The following is a 23,525-nucleotide window of genomic DNA, read 5'->3' as shown; positions in this document are numbered from 1 at the left end:
TATTTACCAAAATAAGGAAAAATGTTAATATATATATATACTTTTTAAGGGGTGTATATGAATGAAATTTCAAAATATTATTTTTTATTTTGGTGAATCTAAAGAATGCTCGAATATAAAATCTATGCTAAAAAAAGCTTTACCCAATACAGAAATAAAATCCATATCTAAAGTGATGTCTAAAGAAAAGTTAACCTTTTCTGATTATGAGAGAGTTGGGTTTATTATTCCTTTGGAAAAATGGGAAGTTCCAAAGGAGGTAGAAGAATTTTTTACTAAAGTAGAATTAAAAAGAATAAATTATACTTTTGCTATAATCACTAATAGTATCTTAAGAGGAAAAGCTATTTCTCAAATTGATGAATTATTAATTTTTAATGGATTATATTTAAATTATGGTATGTACATTAATGACTGTAATTCGCATTTTGTATTGGATAAGATAGTAGAGAAAGTAATGAGGATGGATGATTATATTGAATCTGAAGGGCTGGTATATAAATCAGTTTATTCAACGAAAGATGCTTTTGTAAGATTAGAATCAGTGATTAAAAGAAAAGTATTTAGGCAAGTAAAGTCGGTAAATAGTTCACAATAAATGATCTGAAATATTATATTTAGAACTTAGATATTAAATAAAAGTTGAAATAAAAAACAAAGTCTTTATGGCTTATATAATCATAAAGGCTTTGTTTTTCTACATAGAAGAGTTAAATTTAGTCAGCGGAATATTTTAGATTTACATCACCAGAGACAGTTCTAACTTCTATTTTTGAATCTATATTGTTTAGTGATGAGCCATTTAGTTTATGCTCTGAGGAAGTTGAAGATTTTAATTTTAAGTCATTTTCTATACTACCAGAAACAGTTGATATTTCTAAGTTAGGTGAAAAATCTTTTGGTGCGTTAATTGTAACTTCACCAGATGTTGTATTACATGAAATTGAGTTTATATCATTTTTAAACATTAAGGATAAATCTCCAGAAACAGATTTTCCAGAAAAGGATTTTAATTTGCCGTTAACTTTAATTTCACCAGAAACAGAAGAAATATTAGTTGAAACACTATTTATTGAATCTGCAATTACATCTGAAGAAACAGTTTTAACTGATAAGTTAGTGGCACTAATATCACTTAATTTAACATCCCCAGAAGTAGAGTTAATATTTAAAGTATTAAATGTATTTTTACTTAGGCTTATATTACTTGATTGAGTGTTTAATGTTAGCTTTTTATTATAATTATTAGGTAAATAAATTTCTAACTTATAATTAAGATTACCAAAGTTACTTAATAATCCTTTCTTGAATTTTGTTTTAACATCTAAGGTTTTGTTTGTTAGTGACTTAGAAAGTTTAACTTTTGATGAATCCCCAATTAAGTTTACTTGCACATAGTTTTTATCCCAATTTTCAATCTTTAAGTCAGGAGAAACAAAATCTACAGATAAAACATCTATATTATCTAAATTTTCTTTTACAGAGTCAGTAAGATTATTAATTTCTGAATCATCAAAAGTGTACTGATTTAATGAGTGAAAATTTCCCCAACCATTAAAATTGAAGTTTATTCCATGACCGTTATTAATTAAGTTTATTATATCGATATTGGAGTTCCTTAAAATGACAGCAGCAGAAACATATGAGCATATCATTACTATAAATATAATTAGAGAGAAGATTCCAAGCTTTTTATATGATTTTCTTGAATTCATTGTATGATTACCTCCTGTTATCTAAAGAAATTGATGATTTGTTTTATTAAAAATAGTGAACCTTTAATAACAAATATCATTCCAATGATTAATAAAATACATAGACAAATACTGCCAATACCTAAAAGTACTTGAGCTGAACCTGGTATGTTTATATCTACATTAGAGAAGTGAGATATAATTTGATTGAAACCAAGTAAGCCAGAAACAATAAAACCTACACCAACAACTCCTATAGCGAAGCAGATAGCAACAAAAGCTACCACTAATCCTAATATTCCGAAACCAACTCCCAAGATAACTGGACTTAAAATTAATAATAAAATAATGGCCAATACCCAGAAACCAGTACTTTTACTTTTCACACTAGTATTGCTTTGGTAATTAGTATCTTCATATGATCCTTTTTTTCTAAATCTAGTTGAATAAGTGTCTATATAATGTTTTACTATAGAATGTGGATCTCCTAATTCATTAATGATTTCTTGCTCTGTTTTTCCTTGAGATAAACCAGTAGAAAAGCGTTGCTCATAATCATAAAGAATTTCAGAGCGCTCGCTTGCAGGAAAATCACTTAAGCCATTTGCTATAATATTTAAAAACTCTTCTTTATTCATCTTAAAAACCCCCTTTAAAAATAAATTCACGTTGCAATTTCTATCTTATTCCATATCACAACAATATTATATTAGATTAATATTAAACATTACAATAGACTATGTGATGTTTAAGAAAGTATTAAGTATTAAGAAAATCTTAATAAATGTATTGTATATAACTTGACCATTTTAATAAAATTTGATATAAGTAACATCTAAATGTTTTTATATCAAACTTTATAGAACATTTAGATGAATCAACAACTTATCCACAAAAACTGTGTACAACTTGTTGATATTTGTGCATAACATTGTGAAAAAGTCTAAAATAATTCTGAGAAATAGTAAATAGAGTATGCTAATTGTGTATAACTTTAAAAAAATGAATAAATTAATGGCGAAAAAGATAAAATGACATAGAATAATTAAAAAATAAGTAACAAAGTTAAAGGAATTATCCACAATATCAACAGCTTTGTGGATAAAGTGGTGGATAAGATGTATTTTGATAAAAAAATAGTTAATGCAATTTTTTTAAGAAGACCTAATAGATTTCAAGCCTATGTAAAATTAAGAGATGAAGAAATCATGGTTCATGTTCCTAATACAGGTAGGTGTAAAGAAATTTTAACCACAGGAACTACAGTACTTCTAAGAGAAGAGTTAGGTGAGCATAGAAAAACAGCCTATGATTTAATTGCTGGTTACAAAGGAAAGCAGCTAATAAATATTGATTCTCAGATTCCTAATAAAGTGGTTTTTGAGGCGTTAAAAAATAAGAAGATATTAAATTTAGAGAAATATAATATAATAGAGAGAGAGAAGACTTTTGGTAATAGTAGATTTGATTTCAAATTATCAAATGATTTAGGAGAAGAATATTACTTAGAAGTTAAAGGTGTAACTTATGAAGAAAATGGGGTTGTTATGTTTCCAGATGCTCCAACAGAAAGAGGAAAGAAACATTTATTAGAACTAATTGAAGCAAAAAAACAAGGTAAGGGAGCAGGAGTTTTGTTTTTAATTCAATTAGATAATGTAAGATATTTTACACCATACAAGGATATGGATCCGAATTTTTCAGCAGCGTTAAAGTTAGTGGTAGAAAGTGGAGTTGATGTTATGGCGTATTGCTGTTATGTTACAGAACATAGTATTACATTAAAAGAAATTGTAAGAGTAAAAATTTAGATACATGGGAGGCTTTAAATAAAAATTAAATTTTTTTTAAGTACATCTATCATTAGTAAAAATGAGTTATAATTAAGATATATTTAAAATTTGAGGAATAATTAGGGGGAAAGAATAGCATGGATAAAATAGTTAAGGAGCCTAAATTTATACCAGAGGTTAGAAGCAGCCTGAGAAGTCATCTTATAGAAGTACCATCTGTAATTAGAGATGCTAGTGGGATCAAGATATTTGGTAAACGCATAAAATCTCTTGTTTTTAGTACTGATGTGGCTGTAATAAAAAATACTAATGCAGATGCAGTAATAGCAGTGTATCCATTTACTCCGCAACCCATAATTACTCAAGCCCTAATAATGGCAGCAGATGTACCAGTATTTTGTGGAGTTGGTGGAGGGATAACCCAAGGAAAACGCGTGGTTAACTTAGCACTAGATGCAGAATTTAAGGGTGCTGTAGGGGTAGTTGTAAATGCTCCGACTTCCAATGAAATAGTAGCAAAATTGAGAGGAACAATAGATATTCCTATAGTGGTAACTGTAGTATCAGATCATGAAGACATTGAAGGAAGAATTGAGGCTGGTGCAACAATACTTAATGTGTCAGGCGGAAAAAATACAGCTAATATAGTTAAAGCCATAAGAGAAAGACATCCAGAGTTTCCTATAATTGCAACAGGAGGACCAACTGATGAAAGCATAACTGAGACTATAAGAGCAGGAGCTAATGCAATAACATTTACTCCACCAGGTTCAGGTGAAATATTCAGCGAATTAATGGACAAGTATAGAAATAATTTTTAGATATTATTTATACATTAATTGTTAAATGATGTCTTGATATATATTAATTAAATAACTTGAGTATACTAAAGAAATGTGATATTCTTTATTTAAAATACGTCACGGAAGTCTGTGGCGTTTTCTTTTATAGTTATTTGGTTAAAATTATGTTGTTTTTAGAAAGGAAATATAATTGAAAGGGGCTATTAGTAATGAAATTATTTGGTACAAGTAAGGTCGAAAATAATGTATTATGTATTGGTAATATTGATGTAATAACTTTAGCTAAAGAGTTCAAGACACCATTATACATTATGGATGAAGAACATATAAGGAATATTTGCAGAAGATATTATGATTCTTTTAAATGTGAACAACTAAAAAATAGGGTTGCATATGCAGGAAAAGCTTTTTTAACATTAGCTATGTGTAAGTTATTAGCTCAAGAAGGACTTTATTTAGATGTTGTTTCTGGGGGAGAACTTTACACTGCCTTTAGTTCAGGATTTCCAATGGAGAAGGTATATTTTCATGGGAATAATAAAACTATGGAAGAAGTAGATCTAGGAGTAAAACTAGGTGTTGGGGCCTTTGTTGTAGATAATTTTTATGAAATTGAAAATTTAAATTCTATTGCTAAAGTGTATGGAAAGAAACAAAAGATCTATTTAAGAGTTACTCCAGGTGTTGAGGCTCATACGCATGAGTACATAAAGACAGGGCAAATAGACTCTAAGTTTGGGTTTACAGGCATAGGGGAAGCTGAGGCTGTTCTTAATGTGGCAAAGAAGACATTAGAGTTAGACCACATTGAACTTTCTGGATTACATTGTCATATAGGATCACAAATTTTTGAAACAGAACCATACAGAGATGCAGCTAGAATTATGTTGAATATAATTAAAAAGATAAAAGTAGAATTAGATTATGAAATAAAAGAGTTAGATTTAGGTGGAGGATTCGGAATATATTATAATGAGGAAGATGAACCACGCAAGATTGAAGCTTATACTAAAATAATTTTAGATTCAGTGGAGGAGTTCTGTAAAGAAAACAAAATGGCAGTTCCTATATTAACTATAGAACCAGGTAGAAGTATAGTAGGAAATGCAGGAACAACTTTATATACAGTAGGTTCAATAAAAGACATACCTGAGGTGCGAAAATATGTTGCAGTTGATGGCGGGATGGGAGATAATATAAGACCTGCTCTTTACAATGCAAAATATGAGTGCGTGTTAGCAAACAGAGTTGAAGGAAAAAAGAATGAAGTTGTAACAATTGCAGGAAAGTGCTGCGAGTCTGGAGATATATTAATAGAAAATGTAAAATTACCTTTGATTGAAAGTGGAGATTTACTTGCAGTACAAAGTACAGGTGCTTATGGATATTCTATGAGCAATAATTATAATAAGATTCCTAGACCAGCTGTTGTATTTGTTAAGGACGGAAAAGCTAAGTTAGTCTGTAAAAGGGAAAGTTATGAAGATGTAATTAAAAATGAGATAAACTTATAAAAATAAGGATGGGAAAGCCATCCTTATTTTTATTTAGCAATATAAGTAGTACGTTCTAAATTTATAATTTTTATGGTATAATAAATAAATTAAAATATTAGATAAAATTGTATAAAAATATGAAGGAGATTTTATATGGAGAAGCCAATACTAACAGTAGATAGGATTGAAAATGATATTGCTGTCTGCGAAAAAGAAGATGGTAATATGGTTGACATGAAACTGACACAAATTATTGGTAAAGTAGTAGAAGGAGATGTATTATCTTTTACAAAAGAGGGTTATAAAGTAAATACAGAGTTAACTAAGAAAAGAAAAGAATGTGTAGAAAGTGCGTTAAAGGAGATGTGGGAATAGTGGGGAAGGCAAAAAGGCTTCTATTTGATTGGGTTATCCCTATAGTTGCAGCATTAATATTAACATTTTTGATTAATAAATTTTTATTGTTTCAAGTAAGTGTGCCAACTGGATCAATGATTCCAACAATAGAAAAAGATGATAGATTGTTAATAACAAAGGTGTATAATTATAGCTCTATAAAAAGAGGAGATATTTTGGTTTTTAATTCAAGAGAGTATAATCAGCCATTTGTAAAAAGGGTCATAGGACTTCCGGGTGAAAAGGTAGAAGTAGTAGATGGCGTAGTATATATAAATGGCACAGAGCTTAAGGAAGATTATGTAAAGAATCCAGATAAAATGTCTTGTAATTTTGGTGTTATACCACAAGGACACTATTTATTTTTGGGAGATAATAGAGCTATATCAGAAGATGCTAGGTATTGGAAAAATAAATTTATTGATGAGAAGGATATTATGGGTAAAGCTAGATTTACAGTGTATCCATTCAGTAGATTTGGTAGTTTGAAATAGTTAACAATTGTAAAGGGGGACATAGAAATGATAGATGAAAAAATTGATAGTTTATCTAATAAACTAATTGAAGATACACAAAAGGTTTTGCAAATTAATAGTGTAGTTAAATACAATGAGAGTGGAACAAGATTTGGTATTGGTGTTACTAAAGCACTTAACACAGTGTTAAGCATAGCAGAGGAAATGGGGTTTAAAGCTGTAAATTTAGATAATTATATTGGATATGTTGAATATGGTGAAGGGGAAGATTATGTTGCTGTTCTTGGACATCTTGATGTGGTTCCAGAAGGAAATGATTGGATTTATCCACCATATGGGGCTGAAATACATGATGGTAAAATATATGCTAGAGGAGCTTTAGATGACAAAGGTCCTATGATGGCAGCACTATATGGACTTAAGGCATTAAAGGACAGTGGACTTAAAACAACTAAAAGAGTAAGAATAATCTTTGGATTAGATGAAGAAAATGGAACTGATTTGGATATGGATTACTATAAAAGGTTGGAAAAATTACCGGTAGCAGGTTTTACTCCAGATGCAGAGTTCCCTATAATTTTTGCAGAAAAAGGAATATTAACTTTTGACATAAAAGCAATTACTGATAATAAATTGGGAAATGTAGAGGTTATTTCTATTAGTGGTGGAAACAAAGCTAATATGGTACCAGATTATTGTGAGGCAATATTAAAAGGTGTAGATTTTAATGTGTTATTGGGAATAATAAAAAGTGTTGAAGCAGAAACTGGCATAAAGATTATCTGTACAGAAGAAGCCCAGGACCAAGTTATTCTTAAAGCTCATGGGCTTTCAGCTCATGGTAGTACACCTGAACTTGGTAAAAATGCTATTATAGCTATATGCATGGTTCTTAATGCTCTAGGTGGTACATCAAAATTAGCAGAATATATAAACTTTGTAGCTGAAAAAATAGGAACAGATACTACAGGTGAAAAGCTTGGAGTTGCTATGACAGATAAGCCTTCAGGAGCATTAAGTTATAACTTAGGTATATTAAGTTTTGATGGTGAAAACATTTCAACTACAAGCAATGTAAGATATCCAGTAACATACTCTAGAGAGGATGTTTTAGAGCCAATTAGACAATTTGTAGATTTTAATGAATATGAATTTGAAGAAATAAATCATTGTACACCGCTTCATTGTGATAAGGATTCTGAGTTGATAAAAGCATTACAGAATGTTTATAAGGAACAAGTAGGAAAAGAGGCAACTTTAATTGCCATAGGTGGTGGAACTTATGCTAAGTGCATGCCTAATATAGTTGCATTTGGACCTATTTTCCCAGGAAAACCAGATTTGGATCATCAAGCTAATGAATATATTGAAATAGAAGACTTAATTATGTGTGCAAAAATATATGGTAATGCTATATATGAACTAGCAAAATAGACACTGCTGATTTAAGTTTAATAATATTAAAATGCTTTGAAAGCATGCATGAAATGTATTTTGAAGTATTATATGTACAACTAGATTTAATTTAACAAAAGAGAGGTGTAGGGATTGTTTAAAGATAAGAAACAAATTAAATATTTAATTATTTATATTGCCATAGCCATAGGATTCATTGTTATATTTAACTATGGTAAGGCAGGACTTACTACAAAAAAAATCACATATAGTGAGTTTAAAACTTTGTTACATGATAATAAGATTGAAAAGGTAACTGTGGGACCAAGTACAATTAATATAGATCCAAAGGAAAGTGCAGGATATAATGGACTTACTCTATATGCAGATAAGGTAGTGCCTGATACTACTTTAGTTGCTGAGTTAGAGAAGGCAAAGACTGATAGTGGGTTAAAATATGATGGAGCGCCTGAAAAAGGAATTTCATTTACAGAAATACTTATTTATTATATTTTACCTTTTATTCCTATTATAATAATAGGAAGACTACTTTTTGGCAGAATGGATAAAAAGATGGGTGGAGGAGTAATGTCCTTTGGAAAAAATACTGCTAAACTATATGCTGAAGCAGAAACAGGAGTAACATTTAAGGATGTAGCAGGACAAGAGGAAGCAAAAGAGTCATTAAAAGAAATAGTCGATTTCTTACATAATCCTCAAAAGTATGTAGATATAGGAGCCAAGTTGCCTAAGGGAGCATTATTGGTAGGACCTCCGGGAACAGGAAAAACTCTTCTTGCAAAGGCAGTTGCTGGTGAAGCGAAGGTACCATTCTTCTCAATGTCAGGATCTGACTTTGTTGAAATGTTTGTTGGTATGGGAGCATCAAGGGTAAGAGATTTGTTTAAGCAAGCAGAAGAAAAAGCACCTTGTATAGTATTTATAGATGAAATTGATGCTATAGGTAAGAGTAGAGAAGGTTCTATTCAAGGTAATGATGAAAGAGAGCAAACTTTAAATCAACTTTTATCAGAAATGGATGGATTTGATTCCTCAAAGGGAGTTGTTATTTTAGCAGCTACAAATAGACCAGAAGTACTTGATAAAGCTTTATTAAGACCAGGTAGATTTGACCGAAGAGTTATTGTAGATAGACCTGATTTAAAAGGAAGAATTGCAATACTTGAAGTACATTCTAAAGATGTTAAGATGGATGATGAAGTAAATCTTGAAGCTATAGCAAAGGGAACTCCAGGAGCTGTAGGAGCTGATCTTGCAAACATAGTAAATGAAGGTGCTATAAGAGCAGTAAAACAAAGAAGAAGGTTTGTAATACAAGAAGACTTGGAAGAGGCTATTGAAGTAGTAATTGCAGGTAAAGAAAAGAAAGATAGAATAATGTCACCAAAAGAAAAGAGTGTAGTAGCTTATCATGAGGTAGGTCATGCATTAGTGGCTGCAATGCTTAATAATACAGATCCAGTTCATAAAATAACTATAGTTCCAAGAACCATGGGAGCTTTAGGATATACAATGCAACTACCAGAAGAAGAAAAGTATCTAGTTAGCAGAGATGAAATGTTAGATGAAATTACTGTAATGCTTGGTGGTAGATCAGCAGAAGAGGTTGAGTTTAATATAGTATCCACAGGAGCTTCTAATGATATAGAGAGAGCTAGCCAATCTGCAAGAAGAATGATAACTATGTATGGTATGTCAGATAGATTCGATATGATGGGACTTGAAGCTACACAAAATAGATATCTTGATGGAAGAGCAGTTATGAATTGTTCAGAAGCTACAGCTACAATTATCGATGAAGAAGTATTAAATATAATAAAAAAATGTCATAATGACGCAAAGGATGTATTAAACAATAATAGAGATTTACTTACAGAAATAGCTGATGTTCTTTTAGAGAAGGAAACAATTTCAGGAGATGAATTTATGGATATAATATATAAGAAGTATCCTGAAAAGAAAGCTGAAAGAGAAGAAAAAGAAAAGCAAAAGAAACTTTTAGAAGAGGAAGCTAAAAAGAAAAAAGAGGAAAGAGAAATTCTTGAAAGAGAGATTCTTGAAAAAGAATTAGCTAAAGCTAATGAGATAGAACAAAATAAATTAGCTGAACAAAATCCTCAGAATGATATTAGCAGTCAGCAAAATCAAAATATGATTACTGATAATAATCAAAAAGTAGAAGGTAATGAAGTTAATAGTTTAGCAGCAAAAGATAATCAGACTGAAAATGATAGTACAGAAAACAATCAGTGGTAATAATGAAAATCTTTAAATTATTTACATGATATATTTAACTATGTAACTTAAACAGAAAGTAAGCTAAATAAGTCAGGCAGACCGCAAAAGGCTGCCTGTTTTTGTCCTTACATGGTATCGTAATAGATATAAGGCATATGAAAATAAATAACAAGTCCAAACATACTAGCAGATGGTCTTATTTATTTTTTGAAGATTCTTAAGCTTAAGTAGTAATAATGAATAATTAAAAATGCATTTTAATAAATGTGTTTTATGTAGGAGATGAGTATTAATGAAAAATGAAGAAATTAATGAACAAAAGCAAGTTGAATTCTTGGTAGAAAAGAAGAAGTTAGACGAGACACTTGAGATTATTAATAGTGAAATTTTAAATTATATAGAGAGAAGAAAATATATAACTGATTATATTCGTGATTATAGACAAAAGGTAGTTGAAGATTATAAAGATGATGAAGATGCAATTATAGAGTATTTTGATCATGAAAGGTTTGTAAAAGAAGAAGCATATAAAACTATAGATAAAAAACTTAAGGAACTAACAATTTTGAAGGAATCGCCTTATTTTGGTAAAGTTACTTTTGAAGAAGAAGGAGAAGAATATCCGGAAACTCTTTACATAGGTAGGTTTGGTGTTACAAGAGAACAAGACTTAGAACCTATAATTATTGATTGGAGAGCTCCTGTAGCTTCATTATTTTATCATGGTAGCTTAGGCAAGGCTAGTTATGATGTTCCTAAAGGTGTTGTAGATACTGAAATTCTAGGAAGAAGACAGTTGATAGTTAAAAAAGCTCAACTAAAAGGAATGTTTGACTCTGCTATAGATGTAAAAGATGAAATTCTTCAGATGGTACTTAGTTCTAATACCAATGAGAAGTTAAAAGATGTTATTATGACGCTTCAACAAGAACAAGATAAGATTATTAGAATGGATAGAAATAAAACCATAGTAGTAAATGGAGTAGCAGGAAGTGGTAAGACCACTATAGCTCTTCATAGAGTAGCATATTTGCTTTATAATTACAGAAAGCAGTTAGAAAACAAGGTGTTAATTCTAGGACCTAATGCTGTATTTATGGAGTATATATCACAAGTGTTACCTAGCCTCGGGGAAACAGGGGTTAAGCAGGAGACATTTACTAACTATGCAATAGAAGAAATAGGATTAGATGAGTCAATTATAGAGTTTAATGAATTTATTGAAAAAATATTATCAGGAGATGAGGCGTTTATTAAAGATGTTCAGAGAAAATATTCTGATAAGTTTATTAATGAATTAGATGAGTATGTTGAGCAGTTAGAAAATAATTATTTGGATGTACCTACAGTTAAATTTTTTGATAAAGAAGTAATAAGTGCAGAAGAAATTAAAGAATACTTTCAAAAGCATTATGCATATATGCCTTTATTTAGAAGAAGTCAAAGAATAAAGAGAGTTATTTTTGAGAAGATAAGAGAAAAAAGAGATGAAGAAGTAAGAATTTTAAATAAAGAAATTGCTGAAGAAAAGAAATCCTTAAGTAAGGATGAACTTTTATTACAAGAGTCAAACATAGACTTTAAGCGAAAGATAAGAATTAGAGAGATTATCAGAGAAGTAATGGATACTAAGAATAGGATTAGTGAGTGGATTGATAATGAAGATATAGTTTCTTTATATAAGAAGTTTGCTAAGATTGAAAGATTATCTATAGCAGATTTATCACCAATACTTTATTTGATGATTAAGCTAGATGGCAAGAAAGCAAAAAATACAATGAGACATGTAATCATTGATGAGGCTCAAGATTATAGTAAGTTACAATTTATAGTTGTAAAAGAATTAACAGATTGTAAGAACTTTACCATAGTTGGAGATTCAAATCAAAGATTATTTAAGTTTTCAGAAGTTCCAGCCATGTTAGATTTGGATAACATATGGAATGAAACAAAAGTAGAAAAATTAAATTTGAATAAGAGTTATAGATCTACTTATGAAATTATGGATTATGCAAATAAATATTTAAAGGAAGAGAAGATAGTTCCAATAGTTAGAAGTGGTAAGGCAGTAGAAGTTACCTCAGCTAGTAGTGGAGAAGAATTATCAAGTAAGATAATAAGTGAAATAGAGAAAATAAATAAGGAAGGTCTTGAAAGTATAGCTATAATTACTAGAGATGCTGATCAGTTAAATAGAGTTCATTCATTAATTAAAGATAAGGTTCATATAGCTAAATTTGATAATGAATATGTTATTTATAATGGTGGTACTGTAATAATTCCATCATACTTTGCAAAAGGATTAGAGTTTGATGCAGTAATAATGCTAGATTCTGATGGAAATGATTCTAATGAAGATTTAATTAAATATATTATTTCAACAAGAGCACTACATTCCTTGAAAGTTATCAAATTATCAAACATAATTTAGATTTTTTAATAATATGAATTATAAATAGATAAGTTGGTAAAAATATAGTAAACCAATAAATGCTATTGCATATTTATACAAAAGTGTTGTATAATCATGCAATAGGAAAACAAATGTTAGGGGGCACTATATTATGAAAAAAGGATTATTAAAAAAGATAGCTTCAATAGCTTTAGTTTCAGTGATGGCTGTAAGTGTATTAGGATGTACTAACAAGTCTGGTACGGCAGCTAGTGATGATCTAAGTAAGATTAAAGCAAACAAAAAAATAGTAGTTGGGTTAAGTCCAGATTATGCACCATTTGAATTCAAGGATAAGCAAGGCAACATTATTGGAATGGACGTAGAGATAATAAAAGAAGTTGCAAAAGATCTTGGAGTACAATATGAAATAAAAGGAATGGACTTTGATGGTTTAATCAAATCACTAGAAGCAAATAAAATAGACGTTATTCTTTCAGGTATGAATCCAAATCCAGAAAGAGAAAAAAGTGTTACATTCTCAAGAGGATATTATGATTCAGTTAGCCAATTGGTAGTGAGAAAAGGTGATGCTGGTAAGTATAAAACTGTAGCTGATCTTGCTGGAAAGACAATTGCAGTACAAAAAGGAACAGTTCAAGAAACACAAGCCAATACTGCTAAGGCAGGAACTGTTAAAGCACTTGGAAAGACATCAGATTGTATATTAGCTTTACAAGGTAAAAAAGTAGATGCAGTTCTTTTAGATCAACCAGTAGCTATGTTTAATGCAAAAGCAAATGCTGATTTAGAGCTTGCAGATGTACAAATAAAGGATACAACTACTAAGCCTTTTGCAGCAGCAATGAGAAAAAATGAAACAAAATTACAAGAAGCAATAAATAAAACATTAGATAGACTTGAAAAAGAAGGAAAATTAAAGAGTTTCTTTAATGATGCAGTAAATAATGTAGGATCATTATAGTAAGTGAACTCGGGGACGGAGGTTAATAAATGAGTTTTGAGTTTTTGAAAAACTATTATCCCTTTTTCTTAAAAGGAGCTGGAATAACAATAGTATTAGCATTCTTTTCAGTAATAGTTGGTACAATATTAGGATTATTTTTAAGTTTACTAAAGTTATCCAACAATAAAGTGTTGAGATTTATAGCTAGTGCTTATATTGAGTTTGTAAGAGGAACGCCAATTTTAGTTCAAGTATGGATTGTTTATCTAGGGTTATCCAACATAGGACTTAACCTACCAGATATAGTAACGGGTATAATAGCTCTTTCATTGAACTCAGGTGCTTATGTTGCAGAAATAATTAGAGCAGGAATTAATGCGGTGGATAAAGGTCAAATGGAGGCAGCAAGAAGTCTTGGAATGAATAAAGGACTTGCTATGAAAGAAATTATTATACCACAAGCATTTAAGAATATTTTACCTGCTCTTGGTAATGAATTTATTTCTGTTATAAAAGAATCTTCTATAGTATCAGTATTAGGAGTAGCGGAACTTATGTATAATTCTCAAACAGTTGGATCTATAACTTACAAAGGCTTACCACCATTATACGTTGCAGCTGTAATGTATTTTCTAATAACATTTACTTTATCAAGAGGGTTAGCATTAGTTGAAAGGAGGTTGAAGGTAAGTGATTTACGTTAATGATCTTCATAAATATTATGGTGATAATGAAGTCCTAAAAGGAATAAATCAACATATTAAAAAAGGTGAAGTTGTTGTTATAATAGGACCTTCAGGCTCTGGAAAAAGTACGTTCCTAAGATGCTTAAATCTATTGGAAGAGACAACAAATGGACAAATAATATTTGAGGACAAAGATATCACTGGTACAAAGGTAGATATAAATAAAATTAGAGAAAACATGGGTATGGTGTTTCAACATTTTAATTTGTTTCCTCATAAGACAGTCTTAGATAATATTACATTGGCTCCTATTAAGGTTAAGGGGAAATCAAGGGAAGAAGCAGAAAAGAAGGCTTTTGAGTTATTAGATAAGGTTGGACTTAAGGAAAAGGCTAATGTATATCCTGCTTCATTATCAGGTGGACAGAAGCAAAGAATTGCTATAGCTAGAGCTTTGGCAATGGAACCTGATGTTATGCTTTTTGATGAGCCAACCTCTGCATTAGACCCTGAGATGGTAGGAGAAGTGTTAAATGTTATGAAATCACTAGCTTCTGAAGGCATGACAATGGTTGTGGTTACACATGAGATGGGCTTTGCTAGAGAAGTTGGAGATAGAATAATATTTATGGATGGAGGCTTTGTTGTAGAAGAAGGTACTCCAGAAGAGATATTTAGTAATCCTCAAAATGATAGAACGAAAGATTTTTTATCAAAAGTTTTATAAACATAAGGTTTAACTTATTTAGTAGAATTGATTCTTTAATGAATAAAAAAGTAATAGAGCAATAAAAAAGTTGCCTATAAAGAGATGCTAATTTCTTTATAGGCAACTTAATTTTATAAGAAAGTATTGAGTAAACTATCATAAAAATATTTAAGTGCATTTGGCTTCACGCTAATTGATTAATTTAATGTTCAACCTTTCTATGTTAATTGAAAGTGATAAATTTAATTGAAGGATTTATCAATAGTAATTACACAGTTATATTCTGGATGTAAGTTTTTTATATCTAGGATTATTTTATCAATTAAACTTTGTTCATTAGTAGAAGTATTAATTTCGTAACTATTAACAACTAAATCGAAAATTAAGTTTTTTGATTTCCCATCTCCAACTATTCTGAAATCATGCATTGACTTGATTTCAGGATAACTTTTAATAACTTCAGATACCTCATATCTAGCAATATTTATTTCTTCATTATCTAGGCATACAGGATCCATATGAATGACCAATATAATATTTAATTTTTTAGAAAGTTCTCTTTCTGCTAAATCAATAATATCATGGATTCTCATTATATCTATATTTGATGGTATCTCAGCATGTATAGATGCCATACATTTGCCAGGACCATAATTGTGTATAATAAGATCATGTACTCCACTTACATGCTTATAAGATGAAACACCATTACTAATTGCATCTACTAATTCTTTGTCAGGAGCTTCCCCAATTAATGGGCTTAAGGTTTCTTTAGTTAATTTAAAACCAGAATATAAAATACCAAGAGCAACTAAAATACCTATGTATCCATCTATAGGAAGAGTTGTGAAATTTGATAATAAGAAAGATAACGAAACTACACTAGTTATAACTACATCTCCAAGAGAGTCGAGAGCTGTTGCCTTTAGTGCATTAGAATCTATTTTTTCACCTAAATTTTTATTAAATAACCCTAAAAATATTTTAAAGCATATTGATAATAGTAATAATATAAAAGGTACAATTTTAAACTTTATAGCAGATGGATTAATAATTCGGTCGAATGAAGATTTAGTAAATTGAAACCCTACAATAATAACCATGAAGGCAACAATAAGAGCAGATATATATTCAACTCTTCCATGGCCAAAAGGGTGCTCTTTATCAGCAGGCATACTAGAAATTTTAAAGCCTATAATAGTAATGATGCAGGAGCTGGCATCGGATAAGTTGTTGAATGAATCAGCTATAATAGCAATACTTCCTGATAGAAGACCGACAAATAATTTTATTGAAAATAAAAACACATTTATTATAATCCCTACAACACTGGCTGCATAACCTACTTTTATCCTAGATTCTTCATTTTTATAATCCTCGTTAATAGGTCCAAAGCGTCTTAAAATATAATTAGATAACATAAAAAAGTCCCCCCATTAAAAAATTAATATATATTCCATAAATCGATTAATTGCTAGATTTTTGAATAAAGTGGATGATTATATAAATTAATTATATACTAAAAAATAAGAGAAAAATGAAAAATAATAAAATAATATCATCATAATATGATAAAATATAACAATGAGATATAGAAAAGAGGTAAAAGTTATGGAAAAAAAGTTAGCCCTAGAATTAATAGACTTTATATATGATTCTCCAACAGCTTTTCATGCTGTTAAGTCTGTGAAGTCACTAATTGAAAAAGAAGGATTTAGAGAATTAAAATCAGATGAAAGATGGAATCTAGAACAAGAAGGAAAATATTATGTTACAACTAATGACTCGGCTATAGTAGCATTTGTTGTAGGAAAAGAACTACCTCAACAAGCAGGGTTTAAACTAATAGGAGCACATACAGATGCCCCAACTTTTAGAATTAAACCAAAGCCAGAAATGGTTGCAGAAGGAAAGTATTTAAAATTAAATACAGAAGTGTACCCAAGTCCAATACTTACTACTTGGTTTGATAGACCTCTATCTATAGCAGGAAGAGTAACGCTAAGAAGTGATGATATACTAAACCCTAGAACAGAACTTTTAAATGTTAAGAGACCTATAATGATAATTCCTAATTTAGCAATACATATGAACAGAGATGTAAACAATGGAGTTAAAATTAACCGTCAGGAAGATACATTGCCGCTTGTAGGCTTGATAAATGATAATCTTGAAAAAGAAAATTTTTTAATCAATCTAATTGCTAAAGAATTAAAAGTAAATAAGGAAGATGTATTAGATTTTGATTTATATTTATATGAATTTGAAAAGGGGTCAGTAATAGGAGTGAATGAAGAATTTATATCTTCATCAAGAATTGATGATCTTGAAATGGTTCATGCTGGAATTAAGGCACTTATAAGTTCAAAGGTTAATAAGGCTACAAATGTTATGGTTTGCTTTGATAACGAAGAAGTAGGTTCGTCTACAAAACAAGGAGCAAATTCAGAATTTTTAGCCCAATTGCTTGAAAGAATAGTTCTTGTTTTAGGCGGAGATAGAGAGGATTATTTTAGAGCATTAAAGAAATCTTTCATAATTTCAGCAGATGTTGCTCATGCAGTACACCCTAATGCAGGTTCAAAGCATGATCCAGTATTGAGACCAATGATAAATGCAGGTCCAGTGATTAAGATAGCTGCTTCTCAAAGTTATACTTCAGATGCAGATTCTTCTGCAGTATATGAAGAGATATGCAGAAAAGCAGGAGTTCCATGTCAGAAGTTTGCTAACAGATCAGATTCAGCAGGAGGTTCAACTATAGGACCAATCTCTGCAAGGCATCTACATATAAGATCTGTAGATGTAGGAACAGCATTACTTGCAATGCACTCAGTAAGAGAACTTTGTGGAGTATCAGATCATTACTATACTACTAAATCTTTTGAAGAATATTTTAATTTATAATTTAAGAAAAAGAAGTGCAGTACGCTTTTATTGCGTAAAGCACTTCTTTTGTATTTGTAACTTATTACTAAAGATCTTCTGTATTGGTAGGGGTGATATAATCAAATTCTGCATAAGAGATATTGTTACAAACTATAGGATCTTCTACTGGATCTGGAAGTTTAGTGTAGGTACCAGCTTCCTTAGAGTAACTATTCAACTCTTCCTTAGTTGGCTTCATAATATCTCTTATCTTAGGAGCATATTTTCCATCAGTTTTATCTTCAACATTTTTCATAATGAGAAGCCACCTCACAATACTATTATTTTCTATAGGATGGGGTAATTTTAACGGTAATAATAGTATGTGCTTTTTACAATTTTAATATAGAAAATAATATTGGAATATATGGGCGTGTATTCTTATTGTTTCAAAAATTGTTGATGGATATTATCATAAGTGTATAGTTTATCATGATATAGAAGTATAATTTTTAATGATGAAATAATTTAATAAATACTTTATTATAAATACATAAAAATAAAACTTAAATATGGTGTTAAACATCTATATAGGTTAAAGAAGCATTATTATCTATCCCCTCAAAATAGGTAATGCTTCTTTGTTTTTTTTAAATGGTATTTATGATAATATAAACTTATAAGTAAATAATAACCTCTAGAACTTATAGATTAAACGTGTACAAACAGGAGGAATTGAAATGAGCAATAATAAGGATTTATATGAAAATAAGTTTTACAGTATTGTAAGTTATATAACATATTTATTTATAACAAATTTTTGGTTCTTAGTAATGATTTTTCCCCTTTGGTTTTATATTTGGGGAGCAGGTAAGAATATTTCACTTAGCTTGGTTTTACTTTGTTCAATATTAATAGGGCCAGCGGTGACAGCACTTTTTTCTGTAATGGGAAAATTAGTTAGAGGAGAAGATATAAGCTCTACTAAAGATTTTTTTCATAGTTATAAAATTAACTTTGGACAGGCTTTTTATATAGCAATAATTATAAATGCATTAATTACTGTTTGTTATATTGATATTGGATATTTTGTTTCAAGAAATTTAATGATTGTTTCATATATATTTTTGGCAGCAATAGTTATACTTTTAATGCTAAGTTTTTATATTTATCCGATTTTAAGTAGATTTAATTTGGGGATTATCCAGATTTTCAAACTTGCTATAAGATTAGGAGTAAAAAAAGTATATATAAGCTTAACTAGTATTTCAATGATAATAATAGTGTTAGGTTTTGTAAAATTCATGGGAATTTCATTGGTTGGGGTTTTATTTGGAGGTAGTGTGATCTGCTACATTATAATGAGACTTCAAAAGAAAACAATGGATGAATTAGAAGAAGAATTAAAGAATAAATATAATATAGATTAGTGGTGCTAATATAATATAGTAATTCTATATAGAACTGTTCCATCTAAATGTTGGTGGACAAAGTGGCTAAATTTAGATGGACAAGCTACAAAAAATCGACAATATTCTACCAACATTTAAGTGGAATAGTCACATATACGTTCACAACACTTTATAAAGGCAATAGGTCTTGTGAATTTTAGTAAGTAAAAATAAAAAGTTGTTCTAGTAAGGAGTTTGCATCTCCAAATCTAGAGCAACTTTTTTGGTTTTTATAATTTCTAATTAAATTACTGTATTAAAAATTATCTATTTTAAATGAGCTTCGTTAGAATTTACATATAAGTAATAGCTAAACAATAAATTTTGGAAAGTTATTATTGTACTGTTATTGATTGTTGCAACTTAATATTAGCTGAAGAACTGCCAATAATAATCTCGGCAAAGCCTTTTTCTAATGAAAAATCATTTATTTCTTCATTCCAGTACATTAAATCTTCGGATTTTAAAGTAAATGTAACATTTGCAGTTTCACCTGAAGACAAATGGATTCTTGTAAAGTCAACTAGTTGCTTGTTAGCACGTTTAATTCTATTAGAAGGAAGATGCACATACATTTGAGGTACTTCATCTCCAGCTATATCGCTAGTATTAGTTAAATCAAAGGTAACTAAAACTTTATCACCAGCACTGATTGAATTTGATTCTATATTTAAATTGCTATACTTAAAGGTTGAGTATGATAAACCATGACCAAATGGATAAAGAGGATCTTCTTCAAAATACATATAGGTTCTCTTACCGTTGATTATGTCATAATCATTTATATCAGGCATAGTGTCTAAGTTTTTATACCAAGTCATGCTAAGTCTTCCTGCAGGATTATAATCAGCAAAAATACTATTAGCTAAAGCATTACCTAGTTCCTGGCAGCCATGAGCTGTGTAAATTATTGCAGGAATATTATCATTAACCCAATTAATAGCGAAAGGATATCCACTGATAACTACCACTATTGTATTAGGATTTGCAGCATGTACAGCTTTTATAAGTTTTTCTTGATAAGTTGGAAGTTCGATATCTGGTCTATCAATTTCTTCTTTTGCATTGATTAAAGGATGATTTCCAACAACAACTATAGCTACATCACTCTCTTTTGCAAGCTTAACTGCTTCTTCAATACCATTTTCTATAACTTCTTTTTTAAATGAAGCTTCATTTTTATAATTTATAAAATTTTGCTCATATCCTTTGGTGACATGTAAGAAGCCACTGGTATTTTCATACTGTATATTGTCACCATTCCAAGTCTTGATTTTGAATTTATCAGAATAAAAATCCTTAATTTTGAATTGCTGTTTTGCATACCAGCCCCAGATATTTTCTGAAGAACAATCAATAGTTAGGTCATCTGTATTCAAATATTTGTTATTAGTTTTGTTTTTAAAGGTGTAGCTGTTATATCCCCAATCACAGACTTCAAATTTATCTGCAAATTCAATGTTATTATGAGAACAAGCAATATTTTCGAAAGAATCTCCTGATAAACTTAGATATTTTTTTGCTTCTTCGCAATATAAAGCAATAGTGTCATTTCCACTATGGTATAAAATTTCTTTATCTGGAAGCTTTGTTTTTATTCCATCTAGTGCAGTAATTTTATATGGAACATTTCCAGAATACCACCCCTTAGGTAAAGCATCAGCTAAAGGTCCTAGAACTGCAATTTTATTTATTTTATCTCTTTGAAGAGGAAGTAAGTTGTTTTCATTTTTCAAAAGTACCACAGCTTCTTCTGCTGCCTCTAAGGCTAATTTATTATGTTCTTCTGAACAAAGCTCTTCTTCAGGAATATTAGAGTAAGGATTCAACTCATCAGGATCAAATTCTCCTAATCTAAAACGAATTTTAAATATATTTGTAAGTGCTTTGTCTATATCAGCCTCTGTAATTAACTTTTTATCTATAGCCTCTTGCGCAGCTTTGATTACTAATTCAGCCTCATCAGTGAAGCAGTCAATACCAGCTTTAAGAGCATTAGCAATAGTTTCAGCATGTGAAGAGTAATATTTATGATGTGTAACAGTTTGACTCATATCACCGCCATCACATACTATAAAACCGTTACAACCCCAAGTATCTTTAACGATAGTTTGAACTTCAGGATTTACTATGCATGGAATTCCATTTATGCAATTATAAGCTGTCATCATAGAATAGGCTTTCCCTTCAGTAAAGGCTGGTTTAAATGCTTTCAAGTAATATTCATTCTTAACTCTAGGAGTCAAATAAGAAGAAAGCCAAGTTCTACCTACTTCAACGTTATTGGCATAAAAATGCTTTGGAGCTGGAACAAATTTTAGATAAAAAGGATCATCGCCATGCATTCCCTTTATTAGTTCAACAGATAATTTTCCTGTTAAGCAGGGGTCTTCACCATAGGCTTCTTCAGTTCTTCCCCAACGAGGGTCTCTTTCCATATCTATTGTTGGAGCCCAACGTGTTAACCCAAATACTCGATTATGTTTATCATAATAAATTCTAGCTTCGTCTCCTATAACAGAGCCAATCTGTTTCATCAAGTTTGTGTCCCATGTGCACGATAATCCAATTGGCTGAGGAAATATGGTGGCAGGTTCTTTAGGCATTGATATTCCATGAGCAGCTTCACCTCCTACATGATACTCCCTTATGTTAAGGCGTTCTATGGGTGCTTGATTAGTCGGTAAAATACTAATTTTTTCTGATAAAGTTAGTCTAGAAATTAGATCATTAATTCTAGTAGTTAAGTCAAGCTGAGGATTCATATAAGAAAATTTATTTAAGGGTTCCTTTCTATCTTTATATTTGCCTGCAGAAACAGAATTTTTATTAATCATATATATAACCTCCATAAAGTTTTTCTTAATAACAATCAAATAATGAATGTACATAAATATTGTAAGATTCAATAGTTCAATGTAATCGTTATTATAAGTTACTTTATATATTAAAGGAAAAATAACATATTAATACATGCAAAAATATACCTTCATAGCATATAAAAGTATAGATTTATTGTGATTTTATATAAATTATTAGTGTTTTTTTATAGGAATAGCACTAATTTTTATATGAAAACATATACATTTTTGTGGGTATCCGAAAAATGTAATCGATATTAAAATTACATTGTAAGGTGAACGAAGAAGCAAATTAAGAAGAAATGGGGGAGAAGGATGCAAGTTACATCTAAAGTAAAAACAAAACAGCAGAAAAAGAATAACTTTTCACTTAGAAAAATAAAAGAACAAAGATTTTTAATATACATGTCATTACCATTTGTAATCTGGCTAATTATTTTTAAATATATACCATTGGTTGGATGGTCAATGGCTTTCCAAGATTATAGACCAGGAAAATCAATATTCAATCAAAAATGGGTTGGTTTAAAACATTTTAAAGTATTATTCCATGAGGATACATTTTATCAATCATTAACAAATACACTTGCGATGAGTTTACTAGGATTGGTTTTTGGAACATTCTTTGCTATACTATTTGCATTGCTATTAAATGAGTTAAGAGCGATAAAGTTTAAGAGAGTAGTTCAAACAATATCTTATTTACCACACTTTATTTCATGGGTTGTAGCATCAACAATAATTGTTAGTATGTTATCTCAAAGTGGAATTATAAATGAATTATTAATGAATTTACACATTATAAATTCTCCAATAAATTTTATGTCCAACCCTAATATGTTTTGGGGAATAGTTACAGGTTCTGATATATGGAAGGAAACAGGTTGGAATGCAATAATTTATCTTGCAGCAATAACTTCAATAGACTTAGAACTTTATGAAGCAGCTGAAATGGATGGATGTAATAGATTTCAAAAGATGTTACACATAACATTACCAGGAATAAGACCAACAATAATAGTTTTATTGATAATGAGTATAGGAAATCTTGTTAATATAGGATTTGAAAAACAAATGTTATTAGGTAACAATATAGTAGCAGATAAATCACTTGTATTAGATAAATACGCTCTAGATTATGGTATCGGAATGTTTAGATACTCATTTGGTACAGCAATTGGTATGTTTAAATCAGTAGTAAGTATAATCTTATTATTTATAGCGAACGGAATTGCTAAAAAATCTGGCGAAGGTAGAATAATGTAAGGGGGGACGTATT

At 29.9% G+C, this 23,525-nt stretch carries 20 protein-coding genes; 15 read left to right on the top strand and 5 right to left on the bottom strand.

All coding sequences use genetic code 11. From position 1 onward, the window contains the following. The first annotated feature begins 61 nt into the window (after positions 1 to 61). Positions 62 to 598, top strand: a complete 537-nt coding sequence (locus tag OCU47_RS15685; protein ID WP_261829550.1) for a hypothetical protein — start codon at positions 62 to 64, stop codon at positions 596 to 598. A 118-nt stretch (positions 599 to 716) separates the two neighbouring features. Here OCU47_RS15685 and OCU47_RS15680 read toward each other — a convergent pair whose 3' ends face one another. Both OCU47_RS15680 and OCU47_RS15675 read right to left on the bottom strand, forming a co-directional pair. After that, positions 717 to 1,715, bottom strand: coding sequence for a DUF4097 family beta strand repeat-containing protein (locus tag OCU47_RS15680; protein ID WP_261829549.1), 999 nt, complete (start codon positions 1,713 to 1,715; stop codon positions 717 to 719). 17 nt (positions 1,716 to 1,732) lie between these two features. Continuing rightward, positions 1,733 to 2,332 (bottom strand): DUF1700 domain-containing protein, encoded by a 600-nt coding sequence (locus OCU47_RS15675; RefSeq protein WP_261829548.1) that lies wholly within the window; start codon positions 2,330 to 2,332, stop codon positions 1,733 to 1,735. Between the two features lie 480 nt (positions 2,333 to 2,812). Between OCU47_RS15675 and sfsA the strand changes: the two genes are divergently transcribed. From sfsA to OCU47_RS15620, 11 genes are all read left to right on the top strand, one after another. Next, positions 2,813 to 3,505, top strand: coding sequence for a DNA/RNA nuclease SfsA (gene sfsA / locus OCU47_RS15670; RefSeq protein ID WP_261829547.1), 693 nt, complete (start codon positions 2,813 to 2,815; stop codon positions 3,503 to 3,505). Between the two features lie 119 nt (positions 3,506 to 3,624). Then, positions 3,625 to 4,308, top strand: coding sequence for a beta/alpha barrel domain-containing protein (locus tag OCU47_RS15665; protein ID WP_261829546.1), 684 nt, complete (start codon positions 3,625 to 3,627; stop codon positions 4,306 to 4,308). A 191-nt stretch (positions 4,309 to 4,499) separates the two neighbouring features. Continuing rightward, a complete protein-coding gene (gene lysA, locus OCU47_RS15660) occupies positions 4,500 to 5,804 on the top strand; it encodes a diaminopimelate decarboxylase (RefSeq protein WP_261829545.1) in 1,305 nt (434 codons plus the stop codon). 135 nt (positions 5,805 to 5,939) lie between these two features. Further along, positions 5,940 to 6,161, top strand: coding sequence for a DUF3006 domain-containing protein (locus tag OCU47_RS15655; protein WP_261829544.1), 222 nt, complete (start codon positions 5,940 to 5,942; stop codon positions 6,159 to 6,161). Next, positions 6,125 to 6,676: a signal peptidase I gene (gene lepB / locus OCU47_RS15650; RefSeq protein WP_376778042.1), complete on the top strand. Its 552-nt coding sequence runs from the start codon at positions 6,125 to 6,127 to the stop codon at positions 6,674 to 6,676. The genes OCU47_RS15655 and lepB overlap by 37 nt, the downstream gene beginning before the upstream one ends. A 27-nt stretch (positions 6,677 to 6,703) precedes the next feature. Beyond that, positions 6,704 to 8,092: a dipeptidase PepV gene (gene pepV / locus OCU47_RS15645; RefSeq protein WP_261829542.1), complete on the top strand. Its 1,389-nt coding sequence runs from the start codon at positions 6,704 to 6,706 to the stop codon at positions 8,090 to 8,092. A gap of 114 nt (positions 8,093 to 8,206) precedes the next feature. Beyond that, the gene (gene ftsH / locus OCU47_RS15640; RefSeq protein WP_261829541.1) at positions 8,207 to 10,330 is read left to right on the top strand and encodes an ATP-dependent zinc metalloprotease FtsH; all 2,124 of its coding nucleotides are present in this window, start codon (positions 8,207 to 8,209) and stop codon (positions 10,328 to 10,330) included. Positions 10,331 to 10,604: 274 nt separating this feature from the next. Then, a complete protein-coding gene (locus OCU47_RS15635) occupies positions 10,605 to 12,743 on the top strand; it encodes a HelD family protein (protein WP_261829540.1) in 2,139 nt (712 codons plus the stop codon). A gap of 133 nt (positions 12,744 to 12,876) precedes the next feature. Beyond that, complete coding sequence (locus OCU47_RS15630; protein ID WP_261829539.1) at positions 12,877 to 13,689, top strand: transporter substrate-binding domain-containing protein; 813 nt, start codon at positions 12,877 to 12,879, stop codon at positions 13,687 to 13,689. A gap of 29 nt (positions 13,690 to 13,718) precedes the next feature. Continuing rightward, a complete protein-coding gene (locus OCU47_RS15625) occupies positions 13,719 to 14,375 on the top strand; it encodes an amino acid ABC transporter permease (protein ID WP_261829538.1) in 657 nt (218 codons plus the stop codon). Next, the gene (locus OCU47_RS15620) at positions 14,362 to 15,084 is read left to right on the top strand and encodes an amino acid ABC transporter ATP-binding protein (RefSeq protein ID WP_261829537.1); all 723 of its coding nucleotides are present in this window, start codon (positions 14,362 to 14,364) and stop codon (positions 15,082 to 15,084) included. The genes OCU47_RS15625 and OCU47_RS15620 overlap by 14 nt, the downstream gene beginning before the upstream one ends. Before the next feature lie 224 nt (positions 15,085 to 15,308). Here OCU47_RS15620 and OCU47_RS15615 read toward each other — a convergent pair whose 3' ends face one another. Next, a complete protein-coding gene (locus OCU47_RS15615) occupies positions 15,309 to 16,487 on the bottom strand; it encodes a cation diffusion facilitator family transporter (protein ID WP_261829536.1) in 1,179 nt (392 codons plus the stop codon). A gap of 190 nt (positions 16,488 to 16,677) precedes the next feature. Here OCU47_RS15615 and OCU47_RS15610 point away from each other — a divergent pair, with 190 nt between their 5' ends. After that, complete coding sequence (locus OCU47_RS15610; RefSeq protein ID WP_261829535.1) at positions 16,678 to 17,973, top strand: M18 family aminopeptidase; 1,296 nt, start codon at positions 16,678 to 16,680, stop codon at positions 17,971 to 17,973. Between the two features lie 67 nt (positions 17,974 to 18,040). On the opposite strand, the gene OCU47_RS15605 is transcribed toward OCU47_RS15610, so the two are convergent. Further along, complete coding sequence (locus OCU47_RS15605; RefSeq protein ID WP_261829534.1) at positions 18,041 to 18,250, bottom strand: hypothetical protein; 210 nt, start codon at positions 18,248 to 18,250, stop codon at positions 18,041 to 18,043. 424 nt (positions 18,251 to 18,674) lie between these two features. Between OCU47_RS15605 and OCU47_RS15600 the strand changes: the two genes are divergently transcribed. Continuing rightward, positions 18,675 to 19,364, top strand: coding sequence for a YesL family protein (locus OCU47_RS15600; RefSeq protein WP_261829533.1), 690 nt, complete (start codon positions 18,675 to 18,677; stop codon positions 19,362 to 19,364). Positions 19,365 to 19,720: 356 nt separating this feature from the next. On the opposite strand, the gene OCU47_RS15595 is transcribed toward OCU47_RS15600, so the two are convergent. After that, positions 19,721 to 22,222 (bottom strand): glycoside hydrolase family 3 C-terminal domain-containing protein, encoded by a 2,502-nt coding sequence (locus tag OCU47_RS15595; RefSeq protein ID WP_261829532.1) that lies wholly within the window; start codon positions 22,220 to 22,222, stop codon positions 19,721 to 19,723. Between the two features lie 339 nt (positions 22,223 to 22,561). Between OCU47_RS15595 and OCU47_RS15590 the strand changes: the two genes are divergently transcribed. Then, positions 22,562 to 23,512: an ABC transporter permease gene (locus OCU47_RS15590; RefSeq protein WP_261829531.1), complete on the top strand. Its 951-nt coding sequence runs from the start codon at positions 22,562 to 22,564 to the stop codon at positions 23,510 to 23,512. The last annotated feature ends 13 nt before the right edge of the window (positions 23,513 to 23,525 follow it).

The sequence above is a fragment of the Clostridium sp. TW13 genome (assembly GCF_024345225.1).
Classification (GTDB): domain Bacteria; phylum Bacillota; class Clostridia; order Clostridiales; family Clostridiaceae; genus Inconstantimicrobium; species Inconstantimicrobium mannanitabidum.
The sequence above is the reverse complement of the archived record's forward strand: the minus strand, read 5'-3'. Positions and strand labels throughout refer to the sequence as shown.

Coding starts and splice junctions, on each gene's coding strand:
- OCU47_RS15685 (WP_261829550.1), top strand. CDS start 62: ATGAAATTTCAAAATATTATTTTTTATTTTGGTGAATCTAAAGAATGC.
- OCU47_RS15680 (WP_261829549.1), bottom strand. CDS start 1,715: ATGAATTCAAGAAAATCATATAAAAAGCTTGGAATCTTCTCTCTAATT.
- OCU47_RS15675 (WP_261829548.1), bottom strand. CDS start 2,332: ATGAATAAAGAAGAGTTTTTAAATATTATAGCAAATGGCTTAAGTGAT.
- sfsA (WP_261829547.1), top strand. CDS start 2,813: ATGTATTTTGATAAAAAAATAGTTAATGCAATTTTTTTAAGAAGACCT.
- OCU47_RS15665 (WP_261829546.1), top strand. CDS start 3,625: ATGGATAAAATAGTTAAGGAGCCTAAATTTATACCAGAGGTTAGAAGC.
- lysA (WP_261829545.1), top strand. CDS start 4,500: ATGAAATTATTTGGTACAAGTAAGGTCGAAAATAATGTATTATGTATT.
- OCU47_RS15655 (WP_261829544.1), top strand. CDS start 5,940: ATGGAGAAGCCAATACTAACAGTAGATAGGATTGAAAATGATATTGCT.
- lepB (WP_376778042.1), top strand. CDS start 6,125: ATGTGTAGAAAGTGCGTTAAAGGAGATGTGGGAATAGTGGGGAAGGCA.
- pepV (WP_261829542.1), top strand. CDS start 6,704: ATGATAGATGAAAAAATTGATAGTTTATCTAATAAACTAATTGAAGAT.
- OCU47_RS15635 (WP_261829540.1), top strand. CDS start 10,605: ATGAAAAATGAAGAAATTAATGAACAAAAGCAAGTTGAATTCTTGGTA.
- OCU47_RS15630 (WP_261829539.1), top strand. CDS start 12,877: ATGAAAAAAGGATTATTAAAAAAGATAGCTTCAATAGCTTTAGTTTCA.
- OCU47_RS15625 (WP_261829538.1), top strand. CDS start 13,719: ATGAGTTTTGAGTTTTTGAAAAACTATTATCCCTTTTTCTTAAAAGGA.
- OCU47_RS15615 (WP_261829536.1), bottom strand. CDS start 16,487: ATGTTATCTAATTATATTTTAAGACGCTTTGGACCTATTAACGAGGAT.
- OCU47_RS15610 (WP_261829535.1), top strand. CDS start 16,678: ATGGAAAAAAAGTTAGCCCTAGAATTAATAGACTTTATATATGATTCT.
- OCU47_RS15605 (WP_261829534.1), bottom strand. CDS start 18,250: ATGAAAAATGTTGAAGATAAAACTGATGGAAAATATGCTCCTAAGATA.
- OCU47_RS15600 (WP_261829533.1), top strand. CDS start 18,675: ATGAGCAATAATAAGGATTTATATGAAAATAAGTTTTACAGTATTGTA.
- OCU47_RS15595 (WP_261829532.1), bottom strand. CDS start 22,222: ATGATTAATAAAAATTCTGTTTCTGCAGGCAAATATAAAGATAGAAAG.
- OCU47_RS15590 (WP_261829531.1), top strand. CDS start 22,562: ATGCAAGTTACATCTAAAGTAAAAACAAAACAGCAGAAAAAGAATAAC.